We start from the raw sequence: 24,142 nt of genomic DNA on the forward strand, positions 1-24,142 counted from the left end.
CAGACATGTTCTCACCATTTCCGCCAGTACATAGCCGCGTATGTCGTATCGCTCATCCATGGCGCAAAGGATGGTTCGATAGCATAAGTGATAGTTCGGTTTCTGGCCGGTCTGTAGGTAGGCGTCGTTACTCATCCTTGGCTCCCGGCCTGCCAGGAGGCCAGAAATTGCAGCACCTGCTCAGCTTGGCCCTGACTGACCAGTTGTTCCGCAGTTCGCCCTTCGAAAGTTAACAATTGATCTTGGCGGAACCAGCCAATGGCTTGCTCGACAGTAACTCCGGTCTCAGTCACCGTCAGAACCACCCGTAGGACATCTGTTATGAAGCGTAGCGCTGCTTCGGAGTCAGGCATGGTTGCACCATCTGACTGGCTTTGGCGATAAGTAGTGAGGTAAACGTCAAACTCAGCTGGGTTGAGGCCAAAGACCCTGGCGTAACGCTCCCCTGGAGAGGTTGTCCCTTTCGTGTTGCATAGGTAATCAGCCAGTTCTGCAGCCGACAGCGCGGTTAACTGAAATGCCTCTTGGTTCATGACTTGTTCCCCTCGCGACCTTTCGTTAACAGCATGCCCCCAAATCAACAGTAAGCAAAGCCATAGCTTTGTGGTTTTTATGGTCGACGTGGCAAGGGCGGTCGTTCAGCGGAATCGTATGTACGTCACGGATGTGGAGCTTTCAAGCAACGGTTTGGAATCCCCCAATGACACAGTAGACACAGAAAGGGCCAGGTTGAACGACTAAGGCCGCGTGATGGCGGTGGGCGGCCTGGAACTAATGTTTAGGGAATGTGCGGCAGGGTCGATTTGGGGGATTGACTTACCGCTTTTTGGTCTTTTCAGTTCTGATCACTCGAAGACGGCGACGAAGAGGTCTTTTCAGCGTTCGCCGAAAAGAGTACAAATGTGCTCCATGGACAATCTCACCCCAAAACGCCGTGCAATCCTCGAATACATCCGCGAGCGCATTGCCGACCACAGTCAACCACCAAGCCTGGCCGATATCGCCAGCCGCTTCGGTTTCGCTTCGCGCAGCGTGGCCCGCAAGCACATCACTGCGCTGTGCCAGGCCGGCTACATCGATGTCACGCCCAACCAGGCACGGGGCATTCGCCTGGCTGAGCCGCTTCGCCGGCCTGAACTCCTTGAGCTTCCAGTACTGGGTCAGGTGGCCGCTGGTGCGCCCATCGGCCCGGACCTGGGCATCCATGAGCAATTGCTTCTCGACCCCAGCCTGTTTCGTCGCACCCCAGACTACCTGCTCAAGGTGCGCGGCGATTCGATGATCGGCGATGGCATTTTCGATGGCGATTTGGTCGGCATCCTTCAGCAGAGCGAAGCACGTGATGGCCAGATCGTGGTCGCCCGCCTGGACGGCGAGGTCACCATCAAGCGGCTGCAGCGCCAACCCGGTGGTTATCGGCTGTTACCGCGCAACCCGGCGTACGCGCCGATCGAAGTAGGCCCAGAGCGCGAATTCTTCATCGAAGGCGTGTTCTGTGGCCTGTTGAGGCGCGACTGATGGGCGCGGTGGTCGATCTTGATCGGCTGCTCGATCAACGCCAGATCTGGCGGGGGCGCCAGGGCCAGGTACGCCCGGCAGGGCTGCAGCCTACCGGGCACGCAGCGCTCGACCAGCACTTGCCAGATGGCGGCTGGCCTGCGGCGGCCCTCAGTGAGCTGCTGCTGGCCAGCCCAGGGTGTGGCGAGTTGCAGCTGCTTTGGCCATCGCTGGCCCGTCTGACCGCACAAGGCGGCCGAGTAGTGCTGATAGCTCCGCCATTCATCCCCTATGCCCCCGCTTGGCAGGCCGCAGGTGTGGACCTGCGCTGGTTGATCCAGGTCCAAGCCCCCCAGGCCGATGTGCTTTGGGCAGCTGAACAATGCTTGCGCTCGGCCAGCTGCGCCGCTGTGCTGTGCTGGCCGGAGCGTGCCGATGACCGTGCCTTGCGGCGTTTGCAGGTGGCCGCCGAAACCGGGCAGGCGCTGGCCTTCGCCTGTCGCCCACAACAGGCCGCGAACAACCCGTCACCGGCGGCGCTGCGTATAGCCGTGGATACGCGGCCGGCGCAATGGCGCGTACTCAAGTGCCGTGGCGGTATGCCGCCGGCCCTGCCAATCGCCTGTCCTGGGCGAGGCTGATGTTGCATGCTCTGGGCCTGTATCCTCTTGCCCCAGCTGGCGCTGGACTCGATCCTGCGCGAGCGTGACGATCCCGATAGCCCACTGGTGCTAATCGGCGGCCCTGCCCAGCGTCGCGTGTTGCAAGCTGTGAACCCAGCAGCGGCGGCGCTTGGCTTGCGCGCGGGGCTGACACTGACGGCAGCACGGGCCTTGGCTGATGGTTTTCACTGCGTCGAGGCCGACCCGGCGCGTATCGATCAGCTGCAACAGTTGCTGGCAGCCTGGGCTTACCGGTTCAGTGCCCAGGTCAGTCTTCACTATCCGCGCGCCTTGTTGCTTGAGGTCGGCTCCAGCCTGCAGTTGTTCGGCCCCTGGCCTGAATTCCAGGCCCGCCTGCGTGAAGAGCTCGCTGAATTGGGTTTGCGCCAGCGCATCGTCCTGGCGACCAACCCGGTCGCCGCACGCATGCTCGCCAACGGCCATGACGGCCTGGCCCTGACCTGCGCTGAGCAGACCCGAACGGCGCTTGCGCGAATGCCTGTCGAGCGGGTCGGGTTACCAGCAGACGCTGCCCAAGCCTTTGTTCGCATGGGCCTGCGCCAGTTGGGGCAGGTTCTGGAATTGCCCCGTGATGCGTTGGCCCGGCGTTTTTCTTCCCAGGTCCAGCTGCATCTTGACCAACTGCTTGGCCTGCGTACCTTCGGGCTGGATTTCTACCAGCCACCAGATCGCTTCGAGTCACGTCTTGAGCTCAACTTCGATGTCGAATCGCACCAGGCCTTGCTGTTCCCGTTGCGGCGCATGTTGAATGACCTGGGGGTTTTTCTTGCTGGGCGCGATTGCGGTGTCCAGCGGTTCTATCTGTATCTGGAGCATGCCCAAGGCGCGGATACACAACTGCACGTGGGCTTGCTGGCCGCAGAGCGTGACCCTGCCATGCTCTTGGAACTGGCGCGCGGTCGTTTGGAAGCGCTGCGCATTCGCGCACCTGTACGCAACCTGCGCCTGGTCGCAGATGATCTGCCGGCCTTCGTGCCCCAGCACCAGGCGCTGTTCGACCCACGAGCCCAGCAGGCCCAGCCTTGGGAGCAACTGCGCGAACGCTTGCGTGCGCGGTTAGGGGACGACGCCGTCAAGGGGTTGCGTGCAGGGGCCGACCATCGCCCCGAATGTGCCTGGCAGCTGGCCGAACAGGGTGCTCAGGGAGGCCTGCCAGCCTTGCCCGGAAGCCGCCCCGGCTGGTTACTGCCCATACCCCAGGCGTTGGATGCGACACAGCACACCGTGCTCGGGCAAGCAGAGCGCATCGAGTCGGGCTGGTGGGATGGTGGTGATGTACGCCGCGACTATTACCGCATCGAAACCCGTGATGGCCTGCGTGGTTGGGCCTATCAAGACCTCGTTCAACCTGGCCCGCTGTGGCTGCAGGGCTGGTTCGCATGAACACGTGCGGTTACGCTGAGCTGCATTGCCTGTCCAATTTCAGCTTTCAGCGCGGGGCATCCAGTGCCGAGGAGTTATTCGTCCGCGCCCGCGAACAAGGCTACCAAGCCCTGGCGATCACTGACGAATGCACCTTGGCAGGTATCGTGCGTGCCTGGCAGGCTGCCAAGGCGCAGCAGCTGCGCTTGATCGTCGGTAGCGAAATGCGTTTGCAGGACGGCCCCAAACTGGTTTTGCTGGTGCAGGACCTGGCCGGCTATCAAAACCTCTGCGCCCTGATCACGCGCGCTCGGCGCCGGGCCGAGAAGGGTGATTATCAAGTGTTCGCCGATGACCTTCGGCAACATCACACAGGCTTGCTGGCGCTGTGGGTAGCCGACGATCCTGATGACCAGGCGACTGGCCAATGGCTACACGAGCTGTTTGCCGAGCGCCTGTGGCTGGCCGTTCACCTGCATCGCGCCAGTGATGACGAACTGCGCCTGGCCCGTTTGCGAGTTCTGGCAGCGCAGCTTGGCATTCGGGCGGTGGCCTGCGGTGACGTGCATATGCATGTGCGCGGCCGGCGTGCGCTTCAAGATTGCATGACCGCCATCGGCCAGCACTGCACGGTGGCCGAGGCGGGCCGCCATCTGTTCGCCAATGGTGAGCGCCACCTGCGGCCAATAGCGCAACTGGCAGCGCTTTACCCAGCCGATTTGCTGGCCGAGACCCTGCTCATTGCCGAGCGTTGCCAGTTCGACCTGGCGCAATTGCGCTATCAGTACCCGCGCGAACTGGTACCCGAGGGGCACACACCTGCCAGTTGGCTGCGCCAGCTGTGCGAGCGTGGCTTGCCACAGCGTTGGCCAACCGGGCCAAGCAGCAAGGTACGGGCGGTGCTGGACAAAGAGTTGGCGCTGATCCAGGAACTGGGCTACGAGAGCTATTTTCTCACCGTGCACGACATCGTCGCCTTTGCCCGCAGCCAGCACATCCTATGCCAAGGCCGGGGCTCTGCGGCCAATTCGGTGGTGTGTTTCGTGCTGGGCATCACTGAGCTGGACCCGATGGAGCATCGCTTGCTGTTCGAGCGCTTCCTGTCACGCGAGCGCAATGAACCGCCCGATATCGACGTGGACTTCGAGCACGACCGGCGCGAAGAGGTGATCCAATATGTGTTTCGCCGCTATGGCCGCCATCGCGCTGCACTCACCGCAGTGGTCAACACCTACCACGCAGCCGGTGCCGTGCGCGATGTCGCCAGGGTGTTGGGCCTGCCGGCCGATCAGGTCGATGCCTTGGCCAAATGCTGCGGTCGCTGGAGCGACCGTATTCCTGACTCGCAGCGTCTGGCCGAGGCCGGTTTCGAACCGGGCAGCCCTTCGCTGCGGCGCATTCTGGTTCTGGCCGGTGAGCTGATCGGTTTCCCTCGTCATTTGTCTCAGCACCCCGGGGGGTTCGTCATCTCCGAGCAGCCGCTGGACCACTTGGTGCCGGTAGAAAACGCCGCCATGGCCGAGCGTACGGTGATCCAGTGGGATAAAGACGACCTGGACATGGTCGGCCTGCTGAAGGTCGATGTGTTGGCCCTGGGCATGCTTAGCGCTTTGCGCCGCTGCTTTGACCTGGTGCAACGCCATCGTGGTCGGCAACTGACCCTGGCGACGATCCCCAGCGAAGACCCCGCAACCTACGCGATGATCAGCCGTGCCGAAACCATGGGTGTGTTCCAGATCGAATCACGGGCACAGATGGCCATGTTGCCCAGGCTCAAACCCAGCACGTTCTATGACCTGGTGATCGAAGTCGCCATCGTGCGCCCCGGGCCGATCCAGGGTGATATGGTTCACCCTTACTTGCGCCGGCGTTTGAAGCAGGAGCCGGTGACATACCCCTCGCAGAAGCTCAAGGAAGTATTCGCCCGTACACTCGGCGTGCCGCTGTTTCAGGAGCAGGTCATGGAGCTGGCCATGGTCGCCGCCGACTATACCCCGGGTGAGGCCGACCAGCTGCGCCGCAGCATGGCCGCCTGGAAGCGCCATGGTGGGCTGGAGCCCCACCGTCAGCGGCTGGTCGAAGGCATGCTGCGCAACGGTTACGACGTGGCATTCGCCGAACGTATATTCGAGCAGATCAAGGGGTTTGGCAGCTACGGTTTCCCCGAGTCTCACGCCGCCAGCTTTGCCTTGTTGTGCTACGCCAGCAGTTGGCTCAAATGCCATGAACCGGCGATCTTCACCTGCGCACTGATCAACAGCTGGCCCATGGGCTTCTACAGCCCGGACCAGTTGCTGCAGGAGGCTCGGCGGCAGGGTATCGAGGTGCGTCCAGTGGATGTGTTCCATAGCCAATGGGACTGCACCCTGGAGCCTGATGGCCAAGGCATCTTGGCCCTGCGCCTGGGCCTGCGCCAGGTGCGTGGCTTCAATGAAGTGGATGCTCGCCGCTTGGAGCAGGCGAGGGCGCAGCGCCCCTGGCGTGATATCGAAGACCTGTGCCTGCGTGCAGGGCTGGACAGCCGTGCACGTGCCCGGCTTGCCGATGCCGGGGCTCTGCGTGCACTGGCGCGGGACCGGCACCAGGCGCGCTGGCAAGTCGCGGCAGTGCAGCCACAGTTGCCGCTGTTCGCCGAGGTTCAGGCGTTGCCGGAGGCCGAGGTGATGTTGCCAGCGCCTACTGTGGGTGAAGACCTGGTTGCCGACTACGACACCGTGGGCACAACCCTTGGCCCGCACCCGCTCAGGCTATTGCGTCCACGCTTGCGGGCGCTGGGCTGCCGCAGCTCTGCTGAACTCGCCGGGCTGGAACATGGCGATGCGATAGCCGTCACCGGCCTGGTTGTAGGGCGCCAACGGCCCCAGACTGCCAGTGGTGTGACCTTCGTGACACTCGAAGATGAGTTCGGCATGGTCAATGTGGTGGTGTGGCGGGACCTGGCCGAACGGCAGCGGCGGGCGTTGGTGGGGGCCCAGTTGCTTAAGGTCAGCGGGCGCCTCGAGCAGGAAAATGGCGTGCGCCATCTGATTGCCCGGCGCCTTGAAGACATCAGCCCTTTGCTAAAAGGGCTGGATGTGAAAAGCCGAGATTTTCACTGACTTCCCGAGCCTGTCAAACCATCGCCAAATGTTGCTTGCGCTGCGGCGCAGGGAATGCCCGGTCGATTGCCCGCAAGTCCTCTTGGGTGAGGGTCAACGCCCCGGCAGCCGCATTCAACCGCACATGCTCCGCTGACACCGCTTTAGGGATGCCAATCACATCATGTTTGCGGGTAACCCAGGCCAGGCTGACCTGGGCAGGGGTCGCGCCGTGGCGCTCACCGATTTCTCTCAACACTGGATGATCGAGCAACTGCCCAGCTTGTGCCAGCGGGCAGTAGGCCATGGTCGGCAAGCCTCGCTGGCGGCTCCACGGCAACAAGTCGAACTCGATGCCACGCTGCGCAGGGTTGTACAGCACTTGATTGGTCGCGCATCGAGGGTCGTGCAGCTCGCGCAGGTCGTCCACATCGAAGTTCGATACGCCCCAATGGCCGATTTTTCCCTGTTCGCGCAAGCGCTCGAAGGCCTCAACCGTCTCTTGCAGGGGATACTGACCACGCCAATGCAGCAGGTACAGGTCGATCATTTCGGTGCCCAGGCGCTTGAGGCTTCGCTCACAGGCCTGAGCAACGCCTTGGCGGCTGGCATTATGCGGGTACACCTTACTGACGAGAAACACCTTGTCGCGGCGCCCGGCAATGGCTTGGCCGACCACGGCTTCGGCACCGCCTTCGGCATACATCTCGGCACTGTCGATCAGGGTCATGCCCTGTTCGATCCCTTGTTGCAGGGCCGCCACTTCAGCGGCCTTGCGAGCAGGATCCTCGCCCATGTACCAGGTGCCCTGGCCAATGGCCGGCACCTTGCAACCTGCCAGTTCTACGTAACGCATGTCACCTCCGGAGTGTGGGTGTGGGAAAGCACCACTTCGAGCAGCGCTTGGGCTGCCGTTGACAGTTTGTGGTCGGCCAGCGCGATCACGCCAATTCGCCGCTCAACGGCAGGCTCTATCAAGGTCACGCATCGCGCACCGAGTTCCTGCATCTGGTTGATACATAGCGCCGGCACTGCGCTGACGCCAAGGCCGCTGGCGACCATGCGGCCAATGGTGGACAACTGATGGCTTTCGAACGCCACCGCCAGCCTGCCATGCTGGACAGCGATGTTCTGTTCAAGCAACAGCCGCACCGCCGATGGCCGTTGCAGGGCAATGAAGTCCTGGGCCAGCAGCTGTGCCCAAGTCACCTGGGTGTGCAGCGCCAGCGGTGAATCGGCCGGCACCACGGCAACGAAACGGTCAAGGTACAGCGGGTGAAAGTGCAGGCCATCGGTGTTTTCCGGCTCGAAACCGATGCCCAGTTCGACGCGGCGGTGGCGCACCAGTTCCAGCACTTGTTCGTTGATCACGTCATGCACCGTAACGTTGACCTTGGGGTAGCGCTGGCGGAACACTTTAAGCGAATGCGGCAGCAGGTTGCCGGCAAAGGCGGGCATGGCAGCCACCGAGACGCGGCCCAATTGCAGCGTGAAACGCTGGCGCAGCATTTCTTCGGTGTCGTCCCAGTCGGCCAACAGGCGTCGGGCCAGCGGCAGCAACACCTCACCTTCGGCTGTGAGGCTGACGCTGCGGGTCGTGCGGGTGAGCAGTGCGCCGCCCAGGTTTTCCTCCAAGGCCTTGATGGTCAGGCTCAAGGCAGGTTGCGACACATGCAGGTGTTCGCCGGCCTGGGCGAAGCTCTGGTATTTGGCTACGGCGGCGAAGGCACGTAGCTGCTTGACGTTCATGGTGGCCTCAGCGTTGTTTTGCAAAAGTTATCAATCAATGATGAAAACAAAATTAACAAATCAGTCGCCAGCGGTGAAGATGTCGTTACACGCTCACCGACAGCCTCGTCGGTTCAACAACTACAAAGGCGGATCAACATGGCCGGACTGGACAAGCGCGTTGCAACCTATGAAGAGGCCCTGGCAGGCCTGACCGACAACATGACGGTACTGGCCGGTGGGTTCGGCCTGTGTGGTATCCCTGAAAACCTCATCGCCGAGATCAAGCGCCGGGGCGTGAAGGGGCTGACCGTGGTTTCCAACAACTGCGGCGTCGATGGTTTCGGCCTGGGCGTGCTGCTTGAAGACCGGCAGATCCGAAAGATGATCGCCTCCTATGTGGGCGAGAACGCTGAATTCGAACGGCAGTTGCTCAGTGGTGAGCTGGACGTCGAGTTGACCCCGCAAGGTACGCTGGCCGAGAAAATGCGTGCCGGGGGCGCTGGTATTCCGGCGTTCTACACCGCCACCGGCTATGGCACCCCGGTTGCCGAGGGCAAGGAGGTGCGTGAGTTCAAAGGCCGCAAGTACATCCTCGAAGAAGCCATTACCGGTGACTTCGCCATCGTCAAGGGCTGGAAGGCCGACCACTACGGCAACGTGGTTTATCGCCACACCGCGCAGAACTTCAACCCGCTGGCCGCCACCGCCGGCAAGATCACCGTGGTCGAAGTGGAGGAGATCGTCGAGCCTGGGGTGCTGTTGCCCAGCGAGATCCACACCCCTGGTATCTATGTCGACAGAGTGATCCTCGGTACCTTCGAAAAACGTATCGAAAAGCGCACCGTCAAGGCCTGAGCGCCGCCCATCAGAACAACAAAGAGATCCTGACCATGGCACTGACCCGCGAACAGATGGCACAACGCGTCGCCCGTGAATTGAAGGACGGCTACTACGTCAACCTTGGCATCGGCATCCCGACCTTGGTGGCCAATTATGTCCCGGCGGACATGGACGTCATGCTGCAGTCCGAGAACGGCCTGCTCGGCATGGGCGAATTCCCTACCGAAGCCAGCATCGATGCCGACATGATCAACGCCGGCAAACAGACCGTGACCGCCCGGCGCGGCGCATCGATCTTCGACTCGGCGCAATCGTTCGCCATGATCCGTGGCGGTCATGTCGACCTCACCGTGCTGGGAGCGTTCGAGGTTGACGTGGAGGGCAACATCGCTTCGTGGATGATCCCCGGCAAGCTGGTCAAAGGCATGGGCGGCGCGATGGATTTGGTGGCCGGTGCAGATAACATCATCGTCACCATGACCCACGCTTCGAAGGATGGCGAGTCCAAGTTGCTGCCGCGCTGCAGCTTGCCGCTGACCGGCGCGGGTTGCATCCGCAAGGTGCTGACGGACCTGGCCTACCTTGAGATCGAGGACGGCGCGTTCATCCTGCGCGAAACCGCGCCCGGTGTAAGCATCGACGAGATCGTCGAGAAAACCGCCGGCAAGTTGATCGTGCCGGACGATGTGAAAGAAATGACCTTCTGACGCTTCGTATTGCACCTGTGGCAGTGGGTTCACCCGCCAAGGCTTCGGTTACTGCACCGTTGCTCTTGCAGGTGAACCCGCTGCCACAGGTTTTGTCGTTTTGCGTGAAAAACTTCATAAAATCAATAAAAGGAAGTAACCGTGGCCGCTGAAATTCAAGACAGCCGCTCCGCCCGCTTTGCCCTGCGCTGTTCCAATTGGGCCGAACGCTGGTTCCCTGACTCCTGGGTGTTCGCTGCCCTTGCTGTGCTGCTGGTGTGCATTGCAGCCCTGGCCATGGGCGCCAAGCCGACCGAGACCGCCAAGGCCTTTGGCGATGGCTTCTGGAGCCTGATCCCTTTCACCATGCAAATGGCCTTTGTGGTCATCGGTGGTTATGTCGTGGCCAGCTCGCCCCCGGCCGCCCGCTTGATCGACCGTCTTGCGCGCATTCCCAGCAATGGCCGCTCTGCAGTGTGTTGGGTAGCATTGATCTCGATGCTGGCTTCGCTGCTCAACTGGGGCCTGTCGCTGGTGTTCGGCGGCTTGCTGGTACGTGCCCTGGCTCGGCGCACTGAGCTTAAAATGGACTATCGCGCCGCCGGTGCCGCCGCCTATCTGGGCCTGGGCGCGGTGTGGGCGCTGGGCTTGTCATCCTCGGCCGCGCAGTTGCAAGCCAACCCGGCCAGCCTGCCGCCTTCGATTCTGTCGATCACCGGTGTGATCCCGTTCACCGAGACCATCTTCCTCTGGCAGTCGGGGGTCATGTTGGCGGCCCTGGTCATCGTCTCGCTGCTGATCGCCTATGCCACCGCACCCGGTCCAAACAGTGCGCGCAGCGCCGAAGATTGCGGCGTCGACCCCAGCTTCACCGCCCCGCCGGCGGCCAAGCGCACACGCCCAGGCGAGTGGTTGGAACATAGCCCGATTCTGATCATCATGCTGGTGGCCCTGGCTGGCGGCTGGCTGTATCAGGAGTTCGCCAGCAAACCTGCAATCACTGCCATTTCCGGGCTCAACACCTACAACTTGCTGTTCATCATGCTCGGTGCCTTGTTGCACTGGCGGCCGCGCAGTTTCCTCGACGCGGTTGCGCGGGCCGTGCCGACCACCACCGGTGTACTGATCCAGTTCCCCCTGTATGGCTCGATCGCCGCGATTCTCACCCAGGTCAAAGGCGTGGATGAACAGACGCTGGCTCACCACATTTCGTTGTTCTTCACCCAGATCGCCACCCATGATACTTATGCACTGCTGATGGGGGTGTACTCGGCGGTGCTGGGCTTCTTCATCCCATCCGGCGGCGGCAAGTGGATCATCGAAGCGCCCTACGTGATGCTGGTGGCCAACGACCTGCAGTACCATCTGGGTTGGGCGGTGCAGATCTACAACGCTGCCGAGGCGCTGCCGAACCTGATCAACCCGTTCTACATGTTGCCGCTGCTCGGTGTGTTGGGGCTCAAGGCGCGCGACTTGATCGGTTTCTCGTTCGTGCAGTTATTGGTGCATGTGCCCTTGGTGCTGTTGCTGCTATGGGCGCTGGGCACTACGTTGCAATACATGCCGCCCGTTATGCCTTGAGGGCAGTCCGGATGCAGCAAGGGGCAGGGTGATGATCGAGGTTTCACGGTTCTGGCGCGATCCTGCATTGCCCTTCGTCGAAGCCAGGCGCGTGGGGGATGGGTGCAAGGTCTGCTATGCGCCCCATTCCCATGAAAGCTTCTCCATCGGTGTGATCACTGGAGGGCGCAGCACTTATCACAGCGGTGCGAGCCAGATAGAAGTTCAGGCAGGTACCACCGTGCTGATGAACCCTGGCGTGGTGCACAGCTGCAACCCGATCGCCGGGCAGCCTTGGTCTTACCTGATGCTATTTGTCGACATGCCGTGGTTGCAGCAGCATGGGTTTGTTCTGCCTGCGCAAACCTTCAGCACATCAGCGCGCCTTTACAGCCGGCTCCTGCAGCTGTTCGCCGATCTGTTCGATGCCCAAACTACCGACCGCCAAGCTCGGCTAGCCATTTTTTTCAAGGAGCTGCCCACTTACCTGCACAGCCCGGTGCAAACGCTGCGCGCCGACCACCCACAACTGGATGCGGCGGCGGCTTTCATGCGCGCCCACCGCAGTGATCCTTTGACCCTGGCGGACGTATGCGCTGCTTGCGGCCTGTCGCGCTCTTACCTGATCCGTGCATTCGAGCAGCGCTTTGGCCTGACACCTCATGGCTACCTGCTTGACCTGCGGATACAGCAGGCACGTGCGCAGTTGCGCCAGGGCCGAGCGATCGCCGAGGTGGCGGTGGAGGCTGGGTTTGCCGATCAGTCGCATTTGCAGCGTGCTTTCAAGCGACATCTGGCGGCTACGCCCGGGCATTACCGCGATGCGCCGCCTCTACCCGCATCAGTGGCTTCTCTGGGTTGCGAAGAGGCCGGCACTGGCAGCTTCAAACCAGCAGGTACACAGCGCTGCCCACCAATAGCACTGCCAGGCCGCGATTGAATAATTGCAGGTAACGGGGTTGGCGCAGGTACTGGCCGATCACACTCCCTGCCCAGGCCCAGCAGGCTACCGAGACGAAACAGATCGGCCCATAGATCCAGGTGAACAGCCACAACAATTGATGTTCGCCGCCGGTGTAGGCGCCCACTCCCGCGACTGCCGCCAGCCAGGCTTTGGGGTTGAGCCATTGCATCGCCGCACCCTGCCAGGCCGTTGGGGCGTCGTGCTGATCGGGGCTGCCCAGTTGCCCATCGTCGCTGGCCAACTTCCATGCCATGTAAAGCAAGAACCCCACGCCCCCCAGGTGCAGCGCCTGGCCTAGTAGCGGCCAGCGCAACAGCAGTTCGTGCAATCCGAGGCCAACCAGCAGCAACAACAGGCAAAAGCCCAGTGTTGCGCCGGTCACATGCCTGAGGCTGGCGCGCAGCCCATGGCGGGCACCGCTGCCGAGCGCGACGATGTTGACCGGCCCGGGCGAGATCGATGCTGCAAGGGCGAATGCGGCCATTGAAATGGACAGGGTCATGGGGTGGCTCCGATTGATGGACAATGCCGCAATCCTGCGCCCCTTCAATGGCCAGGTATTGAAGAATAATCCCCTGTGAAAGCCGTTAAGGTTTTGAAATAGTTTCGCGCTATGCGAAAAAGCTACCTCACTTGTAGGATCGTGTTCCCTCTTCTGTTTTCAGGTCTATATGAGCACCTTCGCGGAGCCCCCCAGTTTTCGGCCTTCCTGGCCATCCTCCCCCCGTCCATGTGACGCCTTCAACGTGAGCACCCGCTAATGGAATGGCTAGCCGATCCAACGGCCTGGCTAGGCCTGTTGACGCTTATCGTCCTCGAGCTGGTGCTAGGTATCGACAACCTGGTGTTCATCGCCATCCTTGCCGACAAACTGCCGCCGCATCAGCGTGACCGTGCGCGAGTGATCGGCCTGAGCCTGGCGCTGATCATGCGTCTGGGCCTGCTGGCCAGCATCTCGTGGATGGTCACCCTTACCGCGCCGTTGTTCGAAGTCATGGGCAAGAGTTTCTCCGGCCGTGACCTGATCATGTTGTTCGGCGGTGTGTTCCTGCTGTTCAAAGCCACTATGGAACTGCATGAGAGGCTGGAAGGGCATGTGACACAGGCCAGTGGCGTGCTGCGCCATGCTGCGTTCTGGCCGATCGTGGCGCAGATCGTCGTGCTCGATGCGGTGTTTTCGCTGGACGCGGTAATTACCGCGGTGGGTATGGTCGAACACCTTTCGGTGATGATGATCGCGGTCATCTTCTCGATCGGTATCATGATCGTGGCCAGTAAGCCGCTGACCCGCTTCGTCAATGCTCACCCGACGGTGATCATGCTGTGTCTGGGCTTCTTGATGATGATCGGATTCAGCCTCACCGCCGAAGGCCTTGGGTTCCACATTCCCAAGGGCTACCTTTATGCGGCCATTGGTTTCTCGATCCTTATCGAGCTGTTCAATCAGTTGGCTCGCGCCCGTCGCAAACGCAGCCTGCAACAGCATCGTCCGCTGCGTGAGCGCACGGCTCACGCCGTTTTGCGCCTGCTGGGCGGGCGCCGGGTGGAAGCGGACGAGGTCGGTGAAGAAATTGCCGACCTGGTCGAAGGTGGCGGTGAGCAGGTGTTGTTCGACCGCCGTGAACGCGTGATGATCAGTGGTGTGTTGAACCTGGCTGAGCGACCGATCCGCACGGTGATGACCCCGCGGGCGCAGGTCGATGTCATTGACCTTGCGCAACCTGCGCAGGCCATCAGCCAAGCGCTGGTCAACTCGCCCTATTCGCGTCTGCCGTTGATTCGAAATGGCCATATCGAAGAGCCGTTGGGCTTCGTACACAAGAAGGAATTGCTCAAGGAAATGCTCGGCGGCAGCCAGCCCAACCTCGAAGGCATGGCCCGAGCCCCGCTGAACCTGCTGGAGAGCTTCAGTATCCTTAATGCCTTGGAGCAGATGCGCAGCCAGTCGACCCACATCGCTTTCGTGATCAATGAGTTTGGTGATTTCACCGGGCTGTTGACCATGACCGACATCCTCGAGTCGATCGCTGGCGAATTGCCTGATGCCAGCGAGGTCGAGGGCCCAGCGATCGTCGAGGAGGGTGATGGCTTCATCGTCAATGGCGCCATGAACCTCAGCCAGGTCCAGGCCCGCACAGGCTTCAGCGCCCGTGCCACTGAGGACTACCAGACCCTTGCAGGCCTGGTCATGAGCCTGCTGGACCGTCTGCCAGTGGTAGGTGACCGGTTAGCCTACGGTGGCTGGAGCATGACGGTGGTGGCGGTCGAGGAGCGGCGGGTACGCCAGGTGCGCCTCACACAGAGCGCCGACGCTGACGCAGCAGGTGCTTGAAGCCTTCAAGCACCAGCACCAGTACAGCGGCCCAGATCGGTAGGTAAGTCAGCCACTGATCCGGGCCGATCGTCTCCCCCAGCAGCAGGGCGACGCCGACCAGCAAGACGGGTTCGACATAGCTCAGCAGGCCGAACAGGCTAAAGGGCAACAGGCGGCTTGCCAGCACATACGCGATCAGTGCGCAGGCGCTGATCGCCCCCAGCAGCGGGATCAAGCCATAGAGGCCAGGGTGTTGCTGCATGTCTGTCGCCGACAGTGCACCTTGGGTGACGAAGTACAACGCCCAGGGCAGCAATAGGCACATGTCGCACCACAGGCCGCCTAGGTGATCGGTGCGACAGCGTCGCCTCAGCACGAAGTAGATCGGGTAGCCGATCATCACCACCAGGGTTTCCCAGGCGAAGCTGCCATGCTGGTAAAGCTCGTGCCCCACCCCCACAGCTGCGCAACAAACCGCCACAGCCTGCAGGCGTGACAGCCGCTCGCCATAGACCAGCCGCCCGGTGAGCACCATCGCCAGCGGCAGCAGGAAGTACCCCATCGACACCTCCAGGCTGCGCCCGTGCAGGGGAGCCCAAAGAAATAGCCACAACTGCACACCCATCAGCCAGGAAGTACCCACCATACCCAGCAGCAGCGCCGGCGTCTGCCGAACCCGAGCGAGCAGCTCGCCGACGCGCTTCCAGTCTTTGCTAGCCAGCATGAACAGCGTCAGGCAAGGTAAGGTCAGCAATGTGCGCCAGCCAAAGATCTCCTCGCCATCGAGCGGCGAAAGCAGGGAGGAATAGAAATACATCACGGCGAACAGACAGGACGCCATGACCGATGAAATAATGCCTTTTGACACGAATGCCTCGGATAGGAGAGTGGACCGGTGGATCAGCCGGGCATGATCTCAGGGGGCGCGTCCTGCGGCAACCTTGGGCCGCCAGGTCGCGCCGCGAGTGCCCGAAGAAAATCGGCTGCTGGCATTGGCCGAGCGAACAGGTAACCCTGCTGGAAGTCCACGCCGCTGCGCGCCAGGTAGTCCCGCTGAACCTCGGTTTCCACCCCTTCGGCAACGATGCCCAAGCTCAATTTGGCGCAAAGCTCGATGATGCTGTCCAGGATATGTTGCGACAACGCATCGCCCCCGATCATGGCCACGAAGCTCTGGTCGATCTTCAGGTAATCGACCTTGAACTGGCGCAGGTAGTTGAGGCTTGATTGGCCGGTGCCAAAATCATCGAGGGCGATCATCACCCCCATCTCATGCAGTTTGGCGAACAATTCCAATGCGACCGGCGTGGCCTCGAGCAGTTTGCGCTCGGTCAGCTCCAGTGTCAGCCGTATCCGTCCTTCGGGAAAATGCTCAAGGAAGGTTCGGCAGTCGTCGAGCAGGCTCAAGTCTCTACAGTGATCGGCAGTGATATTGATGCCGATATGAAAGCCGTCTTCCAACAACGCCGCGTAAGGGGCGAGGTTCTGCGCAGTGTGCAGCATCAGCGCCCGGGTCATCTCGACGATCTGGCCGCTGTGTTCGGCGTAGGGGATGAACAGGTCCGGGCGGACCAGGCCTTCGCGGGGATGGTTCCAGCGCATCAGCACTTCGGCCCCCGCCCAGCGGTAGTCCCCTCTGCGCACAACCGGTTGGAAGTAGGGTACGAACTCATCGGCTTGCAACGCCCGCTGCAGTTCCGCACGGGGGGAGCTGGCGCGGCGCAGTTGCCAGTGGCAGACACTGCCGGCGGCCACCCCGAGTACCAACAACAGGCTGAGCAGGGCAGGGTAGTGACTGCGCAGCATCTGGGCAGGTTTGTCGGCCCCGTAGCCACCGTGCACGCTGAAAGGGTAGCGAGCCGAGCCTAGGGTTACATCGGCGGTGGCGGCAACCGGTGGAACGCCGCTATGCACCACGCCGTCCTTGCCCATCCAGGCGTTGCCGACACGGATCTGTAGTGCCTCCTGCGAGCCGATCAAACGCAAAGCCGAGAGCAGATGGTCGCCGTCCAGCGTGGTAATCGCCCCGCGATCGCCATCGATGGCGCGATACACCAGCAGGGGGTGGCCAGGCGTTACCGAGTTGCCATTCATCAGCCAGAGCTGCCCGTCAGTGTAATCACTCGCGTGAACGGGCTCGTGGTAATCGCCAAACAGTGAGGTGCAATACAGGTTGTTCTGGCGAAACAGGTTGGTTGACCTGACAAAAGCATTGCGCGTGACCTGAGTGCGCAGCGCCAGCTCCACCTCGCTGCACGGGCTTCCTGCCAGCGGCAGCAGCGCCTGCGCGGCCTTGGCCAGATTGTCTAGAATGTGATCGACATGCTCGACCACCTGCTGTGTAGTCGCCTGGCTGCTGGCACGCAATTCGCGCTCGATTTGCCAGTTCATCACCGCCAGGCCGCAGGCCAGCGGCAGCACGCCGACCGCCCACGGCAGCAGAGAGCGCCAACTGCACCGAGCGGGGCGTTTGGAGGTGAGAGGCATGCGCTGTCGATCTTCCTGAATGCTGACAAGCTGAGGATAGCCTTTTGCTGGGTAGCGTGACTAACTAATGCGCGACAAAGCCATTTACGCCATGTAGAATTCATTTACGAATACAACAATAAGGTCCTTCCAGCGTGAAGGGTCAACCCCGCCGAGAATGGGTCCATATGACATACCATGGGTTCAAGCTGATCATTGGTGACTTCCTCGCGCGTAGCGTGCGCGGTATCCCGTGCTCTCCGCCACTGTCGTTCCACATCCTACGCATTCTTTAATTTTCGCTGCAGATGAGGGTACGAACATGGCTGATATCTTTGACAATCCAATGGGCCTGATGGGCTTCGAATTCATTGAGCTCGCCTCGCCGACGCCAGGGGTGCTGGAGCCGGTATTCCAGACACTGGGCTTCACCAAGGTGGCCACCCACCGTTCCAAGGATGTGCACCTGTATCGCCAGGGCGGTATCAACCTTATTTTGAACAACGAACCCAAGAGCATTGCCTCGTATTTCGCTGCCGAGCATGGGCCGTCCGTGTGCGGCATGGCGTTCCGCGTGCGCAACGCGCATGAAGCCTATGCCCGGGCTCTGGAGCTGGGGGCTCAGCCGGTCGAGATAGAAACTGGCCCGATGGAGTTGCGCCTGCCCGCTATCAAAGGCATTGGTGGTGCTCCGCTCTATTTGATCGACCGTTTCGAAGAAGGCAGTTCGATCTATGACATCGACTTCAATTTCATCGAGGGTGTCGATCGCAACCCGGTTGGCGCGGGCCTGAAGATCATCGACCACCTGACCCACAACGTTTACCGCGGGCGCATGGCTTATTGGGCCGGGTTCTACGAAAAGCTGTTCAACTTCCGTGAAATCCGTTACTTCGACATCAAAGGCGAATATACCGGCCTCACGTCCAAGGCCATGACCGCACCTGACGGCATGATCCGCATTCCGCTCAACGAAGAGTCGTCCAAGGGGGCGGGGCAGATCGAAGAGTTCCTCATGCAGTTCAACGGTGAAGGCATCCAGCATGTGGCCTTCTTGACCGATGACCTGCTCAAGACCTGGGATGCCCTCAAGGGCCTTGGCATGCGCTTCATGACCGCGCCGCCGCAAACTTACTACGAAATGCTCGAGGAACGCCTGCCTGGCCACGGCGAGCCAGTGGGCCAACTGCAAGCGCGCGGCATCCTGCTCGATGGCGCTTCCGAGTCAGGCGACAAACGCCTTCTGCTGCAGATTTTCTCGGAAACGCTACTTGGCCCGGTCTTCTTCGAGTTCATCCAGCGTAAAGGGGATGACGGGTTCGGTGAAGGCAATTTCAAGGCATTGTTCGAGTCCATCGAGCGCGATCAAGTGCGCCGTGGCGTGCTCAGTGCCGACTGAATGCATACCGCGTTGCGCCGTCAGCCCTGGCTGACGGCGCCCCTCACGCGGCGGCTACGCTGCCGGAACAAGCCCCAGTAGGCAATTGCGCCGGTGATGATGCCCACCAGCGCCAGGGATGGGAATAGTTGTTTCATGGTCTGGCGAGTTTCCCGGGCCGAGTAGCCTGACGGGTACCCCGCTTTGACGGTGTACCCGTACTTTTTCGAAACACCCTCTTGGAAAAACTCGGCTTGTGAGGGCCTGGACGCGTCGCGACTGTCGCCGTCGCTCCAGATATACAGGTCTTCGAACTCCAGCAACAATGTCAGGCCAGTTTGAAAAGCGCGCAGTTCATTTTGAAGCAGGATGCCATAAGACGTGGCGATGACTCCTCTGTTCTCTTGCGTGGTCTGATAGACCAAGAGCATGTCGTGAGGTGTTACAGGAGGGTCCAGCATCAAACGAAACTGCGAGCTGACATCGGCGAAGCTTTGATCCGGTGCAGACGGCGCCTTCATGCTGTTGCAGTAGGGTCGCCCGTTGGAAGTCAAAGCTAGCGAGCGTAGGTGAGGTGCTTGGGTTACCAGGTCGATCAATTGTGGCTCGGCGTTCTCGCAGTGGGTTCCTGCCAGTGTCATTGCAGCAGTGGCCGATGCCTTGATGCGATCCAGTGCCAAGTCCACCGAATAGATGGCTTCGCCAACCGAGATTCTTGCCGTCTCCTCGAGCTTCTTGTCTTGTTGATAGAACATGATCATCAGCCCAGTGCCCACCGGCAGCAAACTTATCGCCAATGTCAGTAAAAGTTCGATCAAACTCTGCCCTGTAGTTTTGATTCTTGACATGAATGTCCAGCCCCATTTCCCAGCAGCTCGAGATGAGCCGCCCAACGGCAAGCCTAAGAATCAATCGATGCGTGGGATGTAGTCCAACGCCTTTGCCGCTTCGTGAACTACGCCGCTCGCCTGTAGGACTCACTGCGCCTGCAGTGCAGTAATCACCTTTTGCGCCAGCAGCGCCGTTGAGGCAGGGTTCTGCCCGGTGAGTAACCTCCCGTCGCCAACCACGAACGGTTGCCAGGGGTCATCGCCTTTGTGATAGAGGCCGCCGCGTGCGATCAACTCATTTTCAGTGAGAAAAGGCACGACCGTGTCCAACGCTGCCAATTTCTCTTCTGTATTGGAAAAACCGGTTACCTGCCGGTCCTTGAGCAGCAGGCTGTTGTCGCTGAGCTTGATGTTCAGTAAGCCGACCACGCCGTGACAAACTGCGGCAATGATGCCATTGCTTTCATAGACCTTGCGCGCCACGCCTTGAAGCGGTTGATTGTTGGGGAAATCGAACATCACCCCGTGACCACCGGTGTAATACATGGCGCAATAATCCTCAGCCTTGAGCTGGTCCGGGCTTGAGGTTGAGCCTAGAAGATTCAAGAACGACTTGTCTTCTAACCATTGCCAGTCCAGGTCCGGCGCCATCTGCAAGCTATGGGGGTCGATAGGCACATAACCCCCGCCAGGGCTCACGTAATCAACTTGGTATCCAGCCTTGAGTACGGCATCGACAAAATGCACGGCCTCACCCAACCACAGGCCAGTAGCTCGTTTGATGGCGGGATATTTAGGCGTATTGGTCAGTACCACGAGAATTTTCTTGCTCATCGCCACGCTCTCTGATCATTCTTTCGAGGCTATGCGTTGCTTGGCGCGGGTAAACCTTTTGAGCATAGCTTGCGTTGTACCAAGCGCCATTGCGCAACGGCTTCTATGCTCAAGGCAGCACCTGCTGCATGCGCCACTCGCGCGCAGTGAATGCGCTGACGGATTTTCCAGCAGATGCGTAAAACGGACTTTCAACCAGCAGTGGTGGAATCACAGCGATGTTCGCAAAAGACAGGCCGCACAATGCGTCGGGGCAGGGCAGGGGGCAGGCCACTGGGGGGCAATCGCCATCGGGCATGGCTGCACAGATTGCCCAATTCGACTGGCATAACACTCCACTTGGGGCGCTGCCGCACTGGCAGGCACCTTTGCGCACAGCCGTAGATATGATGCTGCTCTCGCCGTTTCCCAGCGCGGTGGTCTGGGGCGCCGAGATGACAGTGGTGCATAACGACCCTTACCTGGCATTGATCGAGGGTGATGGCCATGGGCTGGGCCAAGCCTTTGACACGCTCTGGGCCACAGCCTGGGAGAACATCGGGCCTTGGGTGTTCGAGGCATTCAATGGGGGGGCGAACTTTGTCGAGAATCAACCTGTGCGGCTCGTTCGCAAGCGCATGGGCGGTCATGCCTGTTTCGTTTTTAGCTACACCCCGCTACGCGACGAAGACCATGAGGTGACAGGTTTCATGCACACGGTGATCGATACCAGCGCCGGTGTCGATGCACATGATAAATGGCGTGAACAAGCGCTGGCGTTCGAGCGCCAGATCGAGCGCGTTCTGGCCGACCGCGATCAGATCTGGCAGCTTTCCCGGGACGCCATGATCGTGGTGACCCGCGACTTGCTGTTGCAAGCGGTCAATCCAACTTGGCAGCGTGTGCTTGGCTGGACCGAGGATGAAGTGCGGGGTACGGCGATATTGGAGTTGGTCCATCCTGCCGACAGGGCCGAGGTTGAGGTGGCGGTGATGGAATTCGTTCATCACCGCGGGCTCGAGCAACTGGAAACACGCTTGCGCCATAAGGACGGGCACTACCATACGTTCCGCTGGACCGCTACTTTCGACGGCACCTTGCTGACTGCCGTGGGCCGCGACGTGTCACAGGATCAAGACGATGCCTTGCGTCAACTCGACAACCTGGTCAGGGCCAGTCAGCGTCTGGATGCCGTCAGCCACGTAGCTGGGGGCATGGCCCACGAGCTTAATAACCTGCTTTCGGGCATCAGTGGCACCCTGGAATTGATGCAGCGACGGATGGAACAAGGCCGTCTCGAGCAGATCGATCGTTACGTGTCGATGGCCAACGATTCGGTGAGCAAGGCTATGTCGCTCACCCACCATTTGCTGGCATTTTCCCGCCATCAGCCGTTGTCACCCAAACCCTTGGACATCAATCGCGAACTCAATGCGATGGAGCCGCTGCTACGCCAGGTGCTGGGCGCTGAAATGCGAGTGAACTGGGAACTGGATGTCTTACCATGGACCGTCTGCCTGGATGTCGCGCAGCTGGAGAATGCTCTGCTGAACCTCCTAGCCAATGCGCGCGAAGCTTGCCTGGGGCGAGGCCTGGTCACGTTACGCACGATCAACACGCGCGTGCAGGCATCTTCTTCCGATAAGCGTGGCGTTGCCCCAGGTGACTATGTCGCACTCTACGTGTGCGACGATGGCCACGGTATGCCTGAGATTGACCTGGCGCGCGCGTTTGAACCCTTCTTCACCACCAAGCCAATGGGCCATGGCGCCGGATTGGGGCTGGCGATGGTCTATGGGTTCGTCGGCCAGTCAGGTGGCCATGTCTGGCTTGAGGCCGAGCCTGATCAGGGTATGAAAGTCTGTATGTTGTTCCCACGTTGCCTCGAACACATTCCCCAGCCCCCTCAGCAGCCTGTACCTAGCGTTTCAAGGGCCAATGGGCAGCGCGTGTTGCTGGTGGACGATGAAGAAAACCTGCGCCTGGTGATGAAGGAGTACCTTCAGGAGCGTGGCTTTGATGTCTGCGATGCGGACGATGCCAGGTCTGCGCTCGAGCGCTTCCGCCACCACGGCCCATTCGATCTGGTGATCACCGATATCGGCTTGCCCGGCGGTTTCAGCGGGCGGCAGGTGGCCCGGGCGATGCGCATGGCTAGGCCTGAGCAAAAGATCCTGTTGATTACCGGCTTCAATGACCAACCACTGGAACCGCAATTGGCCAACGCACCGGGTACCGCTTTACTGCTCAAGCCGTTCGCGTTGTCCAGCCTGATGAACCAAGCGCTGCTTATGTTGGGCGAATGAACGCGCTCAGGGTTTGCCCAATATATTTGCCACTCGAGCCTGCAACTGCTTGAGTTCGAAAGGTTTGCTCACCAATTGCATGCCGGGGGCGAGAAACCCTTCACGTGCCATGGCCGTCTCGGCATAGCCGGTGATGAACAGTATTGGCAGATGCGGGCGCAGGGTTCGCGCGATCTCTGCAAGTTGTCGCCCACTCATGCCGGGTAACCCGACGTCGCTTAGCAGCAGGTCGACCGCCAGCCCTGAACGCAGCAGCTGCAGGGCTTCGGTGGCGTTGCCCACACTCTGGCAAGGGAAGCCCTCATCTTCAAGCGCCTGGCACAGCAGTTGGCGTACATGGGGGTCATCTTCGACCACCAGCACATATCGACCTTCACGGGGCTGTGGTGAAGGTTCAGGTGTAGTGCAAGGTTGTTGCTGGTCGAGGTAGCGAGGTAGATAAAGATCGACCCGAGTACCATGGCCGATCTCACTCCACAGTTTGACTTGGCCATGGGACTGCTTGCTGAAGCCGTAGACCATCGACAGGCCAAGGCCTATACCTCGGCCCACGGGCTTGGTACTGAAGAAAGGCTCGAAGGCGTGTTCCAATGTGCTTTGCGACATGCCGTGACCATCATCAATGATGCTCAGCCGAGTAAATTCGCCGGGTTCCAGGGCGATGATGGCAGCGCCATGGGAATCCATACGCTGGTTGCTGGCCTGGATCCTAACCGTGCCACCATTGGGCATGGCTTCGCAGGCATTGATCAGAAGATTGGTGATTGCCTCCAGCAGTTGCTCACTATCGGCCTGAACCGGCCACAGATCTTGCGGCAATTCTACCTGCAGGCTTACGCCAGGATCGATACAGGCCTGAAGCCGCTGTGGTTCGAGCAGGGCATGCAAATCTATGTGCTGGCTTTGCAGCGACTGCCTGGACGAAAACGCCAACAACCGATGGGTGAGTGCTGCTGCGCGGGACACGGCTTCCTGGCCCATCTGCAGGATTGTTTGCAAGCCATCGCTGCGATGTTGCTTCAAGCGCCGTTCGATCAGCTCGAAACTACCCCCGATGCTGGTCAGTAGGTTATTGAAATCGTGCGCAACACCCCCAGCTAACTGGCCTATGGCTTCCATTTTACGGGTCTGTTGCCGGGCCTGTTCGGCCGCCCGCTGCTCGTCGCGGCGCGCGTCAAGACACTGCTGTAGCTCATTGATATGGTCCCGGGCCAGGTACTGCCGGCTTCGGTTTCGCAAGGCTGTGCGGATCAGGTGAAGCAGGTGTTGTTCATCGTACGGCACGGCCAGCAGTATGAGGTTGCCAAGTGCTAGCACCGAGCTTGAGCGAGTTACCTCCGGCGTAGGGGTCAAAAGCACGATGGTCAGGTCCGACCAGAGCGGCTGCTGGTCGACAAAGCTTTTGAGGAGCAACGCTGCTTCGCTGTCCAGCGCCTGTTCGGCAATGATTGCCACGCCTGCACCCTCGAACAGGCAGCTGTGCAATTTGGCGACATCCTTTGCACACAAACATTGCACCCCAGCAGCGGCCAGCAATTTCGAAGCATTACTGGCAAGCCGCCGCGGAGCCAGGATCAGAGCACGTTCGTCCATCGACAGCGGACTGGCCAATGCGATTCTCCTGATGATGTCGAC

At 60.6% G+C, this 24,142-nt stretch carries 20 protein-coding genes; 11 read left to right on the forward strand and 9 right to left on the reverse strand.

The genetic code is table 11. From position 1 onward, the window contains the following. Positions 1-131 precede the first annotated feature (131 nt). Positions 132-533 carry a hypothetical protein gene (locus ACK59H_RS03620; protein WP_213660818.1) on the reverse strand — a complete coding sequence of 134 codons (402 nt, stop codon included), beginning with the start codon at positions 531-533 and terminating at the stop codon, positions 132-134. Positions 534-900: 367 nt separating this feature from the next. On the opposite strand from ACK59H_RS03620, the gene lexA reads away from it, so the two are divergent. The 4 genes from lexA to ACK59H_RS03640 are packed head-to-tail and all read left to right on the forward strand — an operon-like array spanning position 901 to position 6,640. Continuing rightward, positions 901-1,518: a transcriptional repressor LexA gene (lexA, locus tag ACK59H_RS03625; RefSeq protein ID WP_060476541.1), complete on the forward strand. Its 618-nt coding sequence runs from the start codon at positions 901-903 to the stop codon at positions 1,516-1,518. Continuing rightward, a complete protein-coding gene (imuA, locus tag ACK59H_RS03630; RefSeq protein WP_060476540.1) occupies positions 1,518-2,138 on the forward strand; it encodes a translesion DNA synthesis-associated protein ImuA in 621 nt (206 codons plus the stop codon). Before lexA ends, imuA begins: the two co-directional genes overlap by 1 nt. Positions 2,139-2,144: 6 nt before the next feature. After that, positions 2,145-3,563: a DNA polymerase Y family protein gene (locus ACK59H_RS03635; RefSeq protein ID WP_060476539.1), complete on the forward strand. Its 1,419-nt coding sequence runs from the start codon at positions 2,145-2,147 to the stop codon at positions 3,561-3,563. After that, positions 3,560-6,640 carry an error-prone DNA polymerase gene (locus tag ACK59H_RS03640; RefSeq protein ID WP_060476538.1) on the forward strand — a complete coding sequence of 1,027 codons (3,081 nt, stop codon included), beginning with the start codon at positions 3,560-3,562 and terminating at the stop codon, positions 6,638-6,640. Before ACK59H_RS03635 ends, ACK59H_RS03640 begins: the two co-directional genes overlap by 4 nt. Positions 6,641-6,653: 13 nt before the next feature. Here the strand turns inward: ACK59H_RS03640 and ACK59H_RS03645 are convergent, their stop codons facing one another. Further along, complete coding sequence (locus ACK59H_RS03645) at positions 6,654-7,475, reverse strand: aldo/keto reductase (RefSeq protein WP_060476537.1); 822 nt, start codon at positions 7,473-7,475, stop codon at positions 6,654-6,656. Beyond that, positions 7,463-8,368, reverse strand: a complete 906-nt coding sequence (locus tag ACK59H_RS03650) for a LysR family transcriptional regulator (protein WP_060476626.1) — start codon at positions 8,366-8,368, stop codon at positions 7,463-7,465. Before ACK59H_RS03650 ends, ACK59H_RS03645 begins: the two co-directional genes overlap by 13 nt. Before the next feature lie 138 nt (positions 8,369-8,506). Between ACK59H_RS03650 and ACK59H_RS03655 the strand changes: the two genes are divergently transcribed. The 4 genes from ACK59H_RS03655 (at position 8,507) to ACK59H_RS03670 (ending at position 12,376) form a co-directional block, all read left to right on the forward strand. Next, entirely contained in the window at positions 8,507-9,205 is a 699-nt protein-coding gene (locus ACK59H_RS03655) for a CoA transferase subunit A (RefSeq protein WP_060476536.1), read from the forward strand. Between the two features lie 35 nt (positions 9,206-9,240). Then, on the forward strand, positions 9,241-9,897 hold the full coding sequence (locus ACK59H_RS03660; RefSeq protein ID WP_060476535.1) for a CoA transferase subunit B: 657 nt from the start codon (positions 9,241-9,243) through the stop codon (positions 9,895-9,897). Between the two features lie 141 nt (positions 9,898-10,038). Further along, positions 10,039-11,457, forward strand: coding sequence for a short-chain fatty acid transporter (locus ACK59H_RS03665; protein ID WP_060476534.1), 1,419 nt, complete (start codon positions 10,039-10,041; stop codon positions 11,455-11,457). A 31-nt stretch (positions 11,458-11,488) separates the two neighbouring features. Further along, positions 11,489-12,376 carry an AraC family transcriptional regulator gene (locus tag ACK59H_RS03670; protein ID WP_081016572.1) on the forward strand — a complete coding sequence of 296 codons (888 nt, stop codon included), beginning with the start codon at positions 11,489-11,491 and terminating at the stop codon, positions 12,374-12,376. Here ACK59H_RS03670 and ACK59H_RS03675 read toward each other — a convergent pair. Beyond that, positions 12,321-12,902, reverse strand: a complete 582-nt coding sequence (locus ACK59H_RS03675; protein ID WP_060476533.1) for a LysE family translocator — start codon at positions 12,900-12,902, stop codon at positions 12,321-12,323. The genes ACK59H_RS03670 and ACK59H_RS03675 overlap by 56 nt on opposite strands. Before the next feature lie 258 nt (positions 12,903-13,160). On the opposite strand from ACK59H_RS03675, the gene ACK59H_RS03680 reads away from it, so the two are divergent. After that, positions 13,161-14,732 (forward strand): TerC family protein, encoded by a 1,572-nt coding sequence (locus ACK59H_RS03680; protein ID WP_060476532.1) that lies wholly within the window; start codon positions 13,161-13,163, stop codon positions 14,730-14,732. On the opposite strand, the gene rarD is transcribed toward ACK59H_RS03680, so the two are convergent. Together rarD and ACK59H_RS03690 are read right to left on the reverse strand one after the other, a co-directional pair. Then, positions 14,695-15,582 carry an EamA family transporter RarD gene (gene rarD, locus ACK59H_RS03685; protein WP_060476531.1) on the reverse strand — a complete coding sequence of 296 codons (888 nt, stop codon included), beginning with the start codon at positions 15,580-15,582 and terminating at the stop codon, positions 14,695-14,697. The two genes, ACK59H_RS03680 and rarD, sit on opposite strands and share 38 nt — an antisense overlap. Before the next feature lie 32 nt (positions 15,583-15,614). Beyond that, positions 15,615-17,201: a cyclic diguanylate phosphodiesterase gene (locus ACK59H_RS03690; protein WP_060476530.1), complete on the reverse strand. Its 1,587-nt coding sequence runs from the start codon at positions 17,199-17,201 to the stop codon at positions 15,615-15,617. A 301-nt stretch (positions 17,202-17,502) separates the two neighbouring features. On the opposite strand from ACK59H_RS03690, the gene hppD reads away from it, so the two are divergent. Next, the gene (hppD, locus tag ACK59H_RS03695) at positions 17,503-18,579 is read left to right on the forward strand and encodes a 4-hydroxyphenylpyruvate dioxygenase (RefSeq protein ID WP_060476529.1); all 1,077 of its coding nucleotides are present in this window, start codon (positions 17,503-17,505) and stop codon (positions 18,577-18,579) included. A gap of 20 nt (positions 18,580-18,599) precedes the next feature. On the opposite strand, the gene ACK59H_RS03700 is transcribed toward hppD, so the two are convergent. Next, positions 18,600-19,406, reverse strand: a complete 807-nt coding sequence (locus ACK59H_RS03700; protein WP_060476528.1) for a CSS-motif domain-containing protein — start codon at positions 19,404-19,406, stop codon at positions 18,600-18,602. Positions 19,407-19,535: 129 nt separating this feature from the next. Further along, positions 19,536-20,222, reverse strand: a complete 687-nt coding sequence (locus ACK59H_RS03705; protein ID WP_060476527.1) for a type 1 glutamine amidotransferase domain-containing protein — start codon at positions 20,220-20,222, stop codon at positions 19,536-19,538. Between the two features lie 218 nt (positions 20,223-20,440). Here ACK59H_RS03705 and ACK59H_RS03710 point away from each other — a divergent pair, with 218 nt between their 5' ends. After that, positions 20,441-22,507, forward strand: a complete 2,067-nt coding sequence (locus ACK59H_RS03710; RefSeq protein WP_409264255.1) for a response regulator — start codon at positions 20,441-20,443, stop codon at positions 22,505-22,507. Positions 22,508-22,513: 6 nt separating this feature from the next. On the opposite strand, the gene ACK59H_RS03715 is transcribed toward ACK59H_RS03710, so the two are convergent. Further along, positions 22,514-24,118, reverse strand: a complete 1,605-nt coding sequence (locus ACK59H_RS03715; protein WP_060476525.1) for a response regulator — start codon at positions 24,116-24,118, stop codon at positions 22,514-22,516. Positions 24,119-24,142: the final 24 nt, after the last annotated feature.

The organism is Pseudomonas sp. KCJK9000 (assembly GCF_046230725.1).
Taxonomy (GTDB): domain Bacteria; phylum Pseudomonadota; class Gammaproteobacteria; order Pseudomonadales; family Pseudomonadaceae; genus Aquipseudomonas; species Aquipseudomonas promysalinigenes.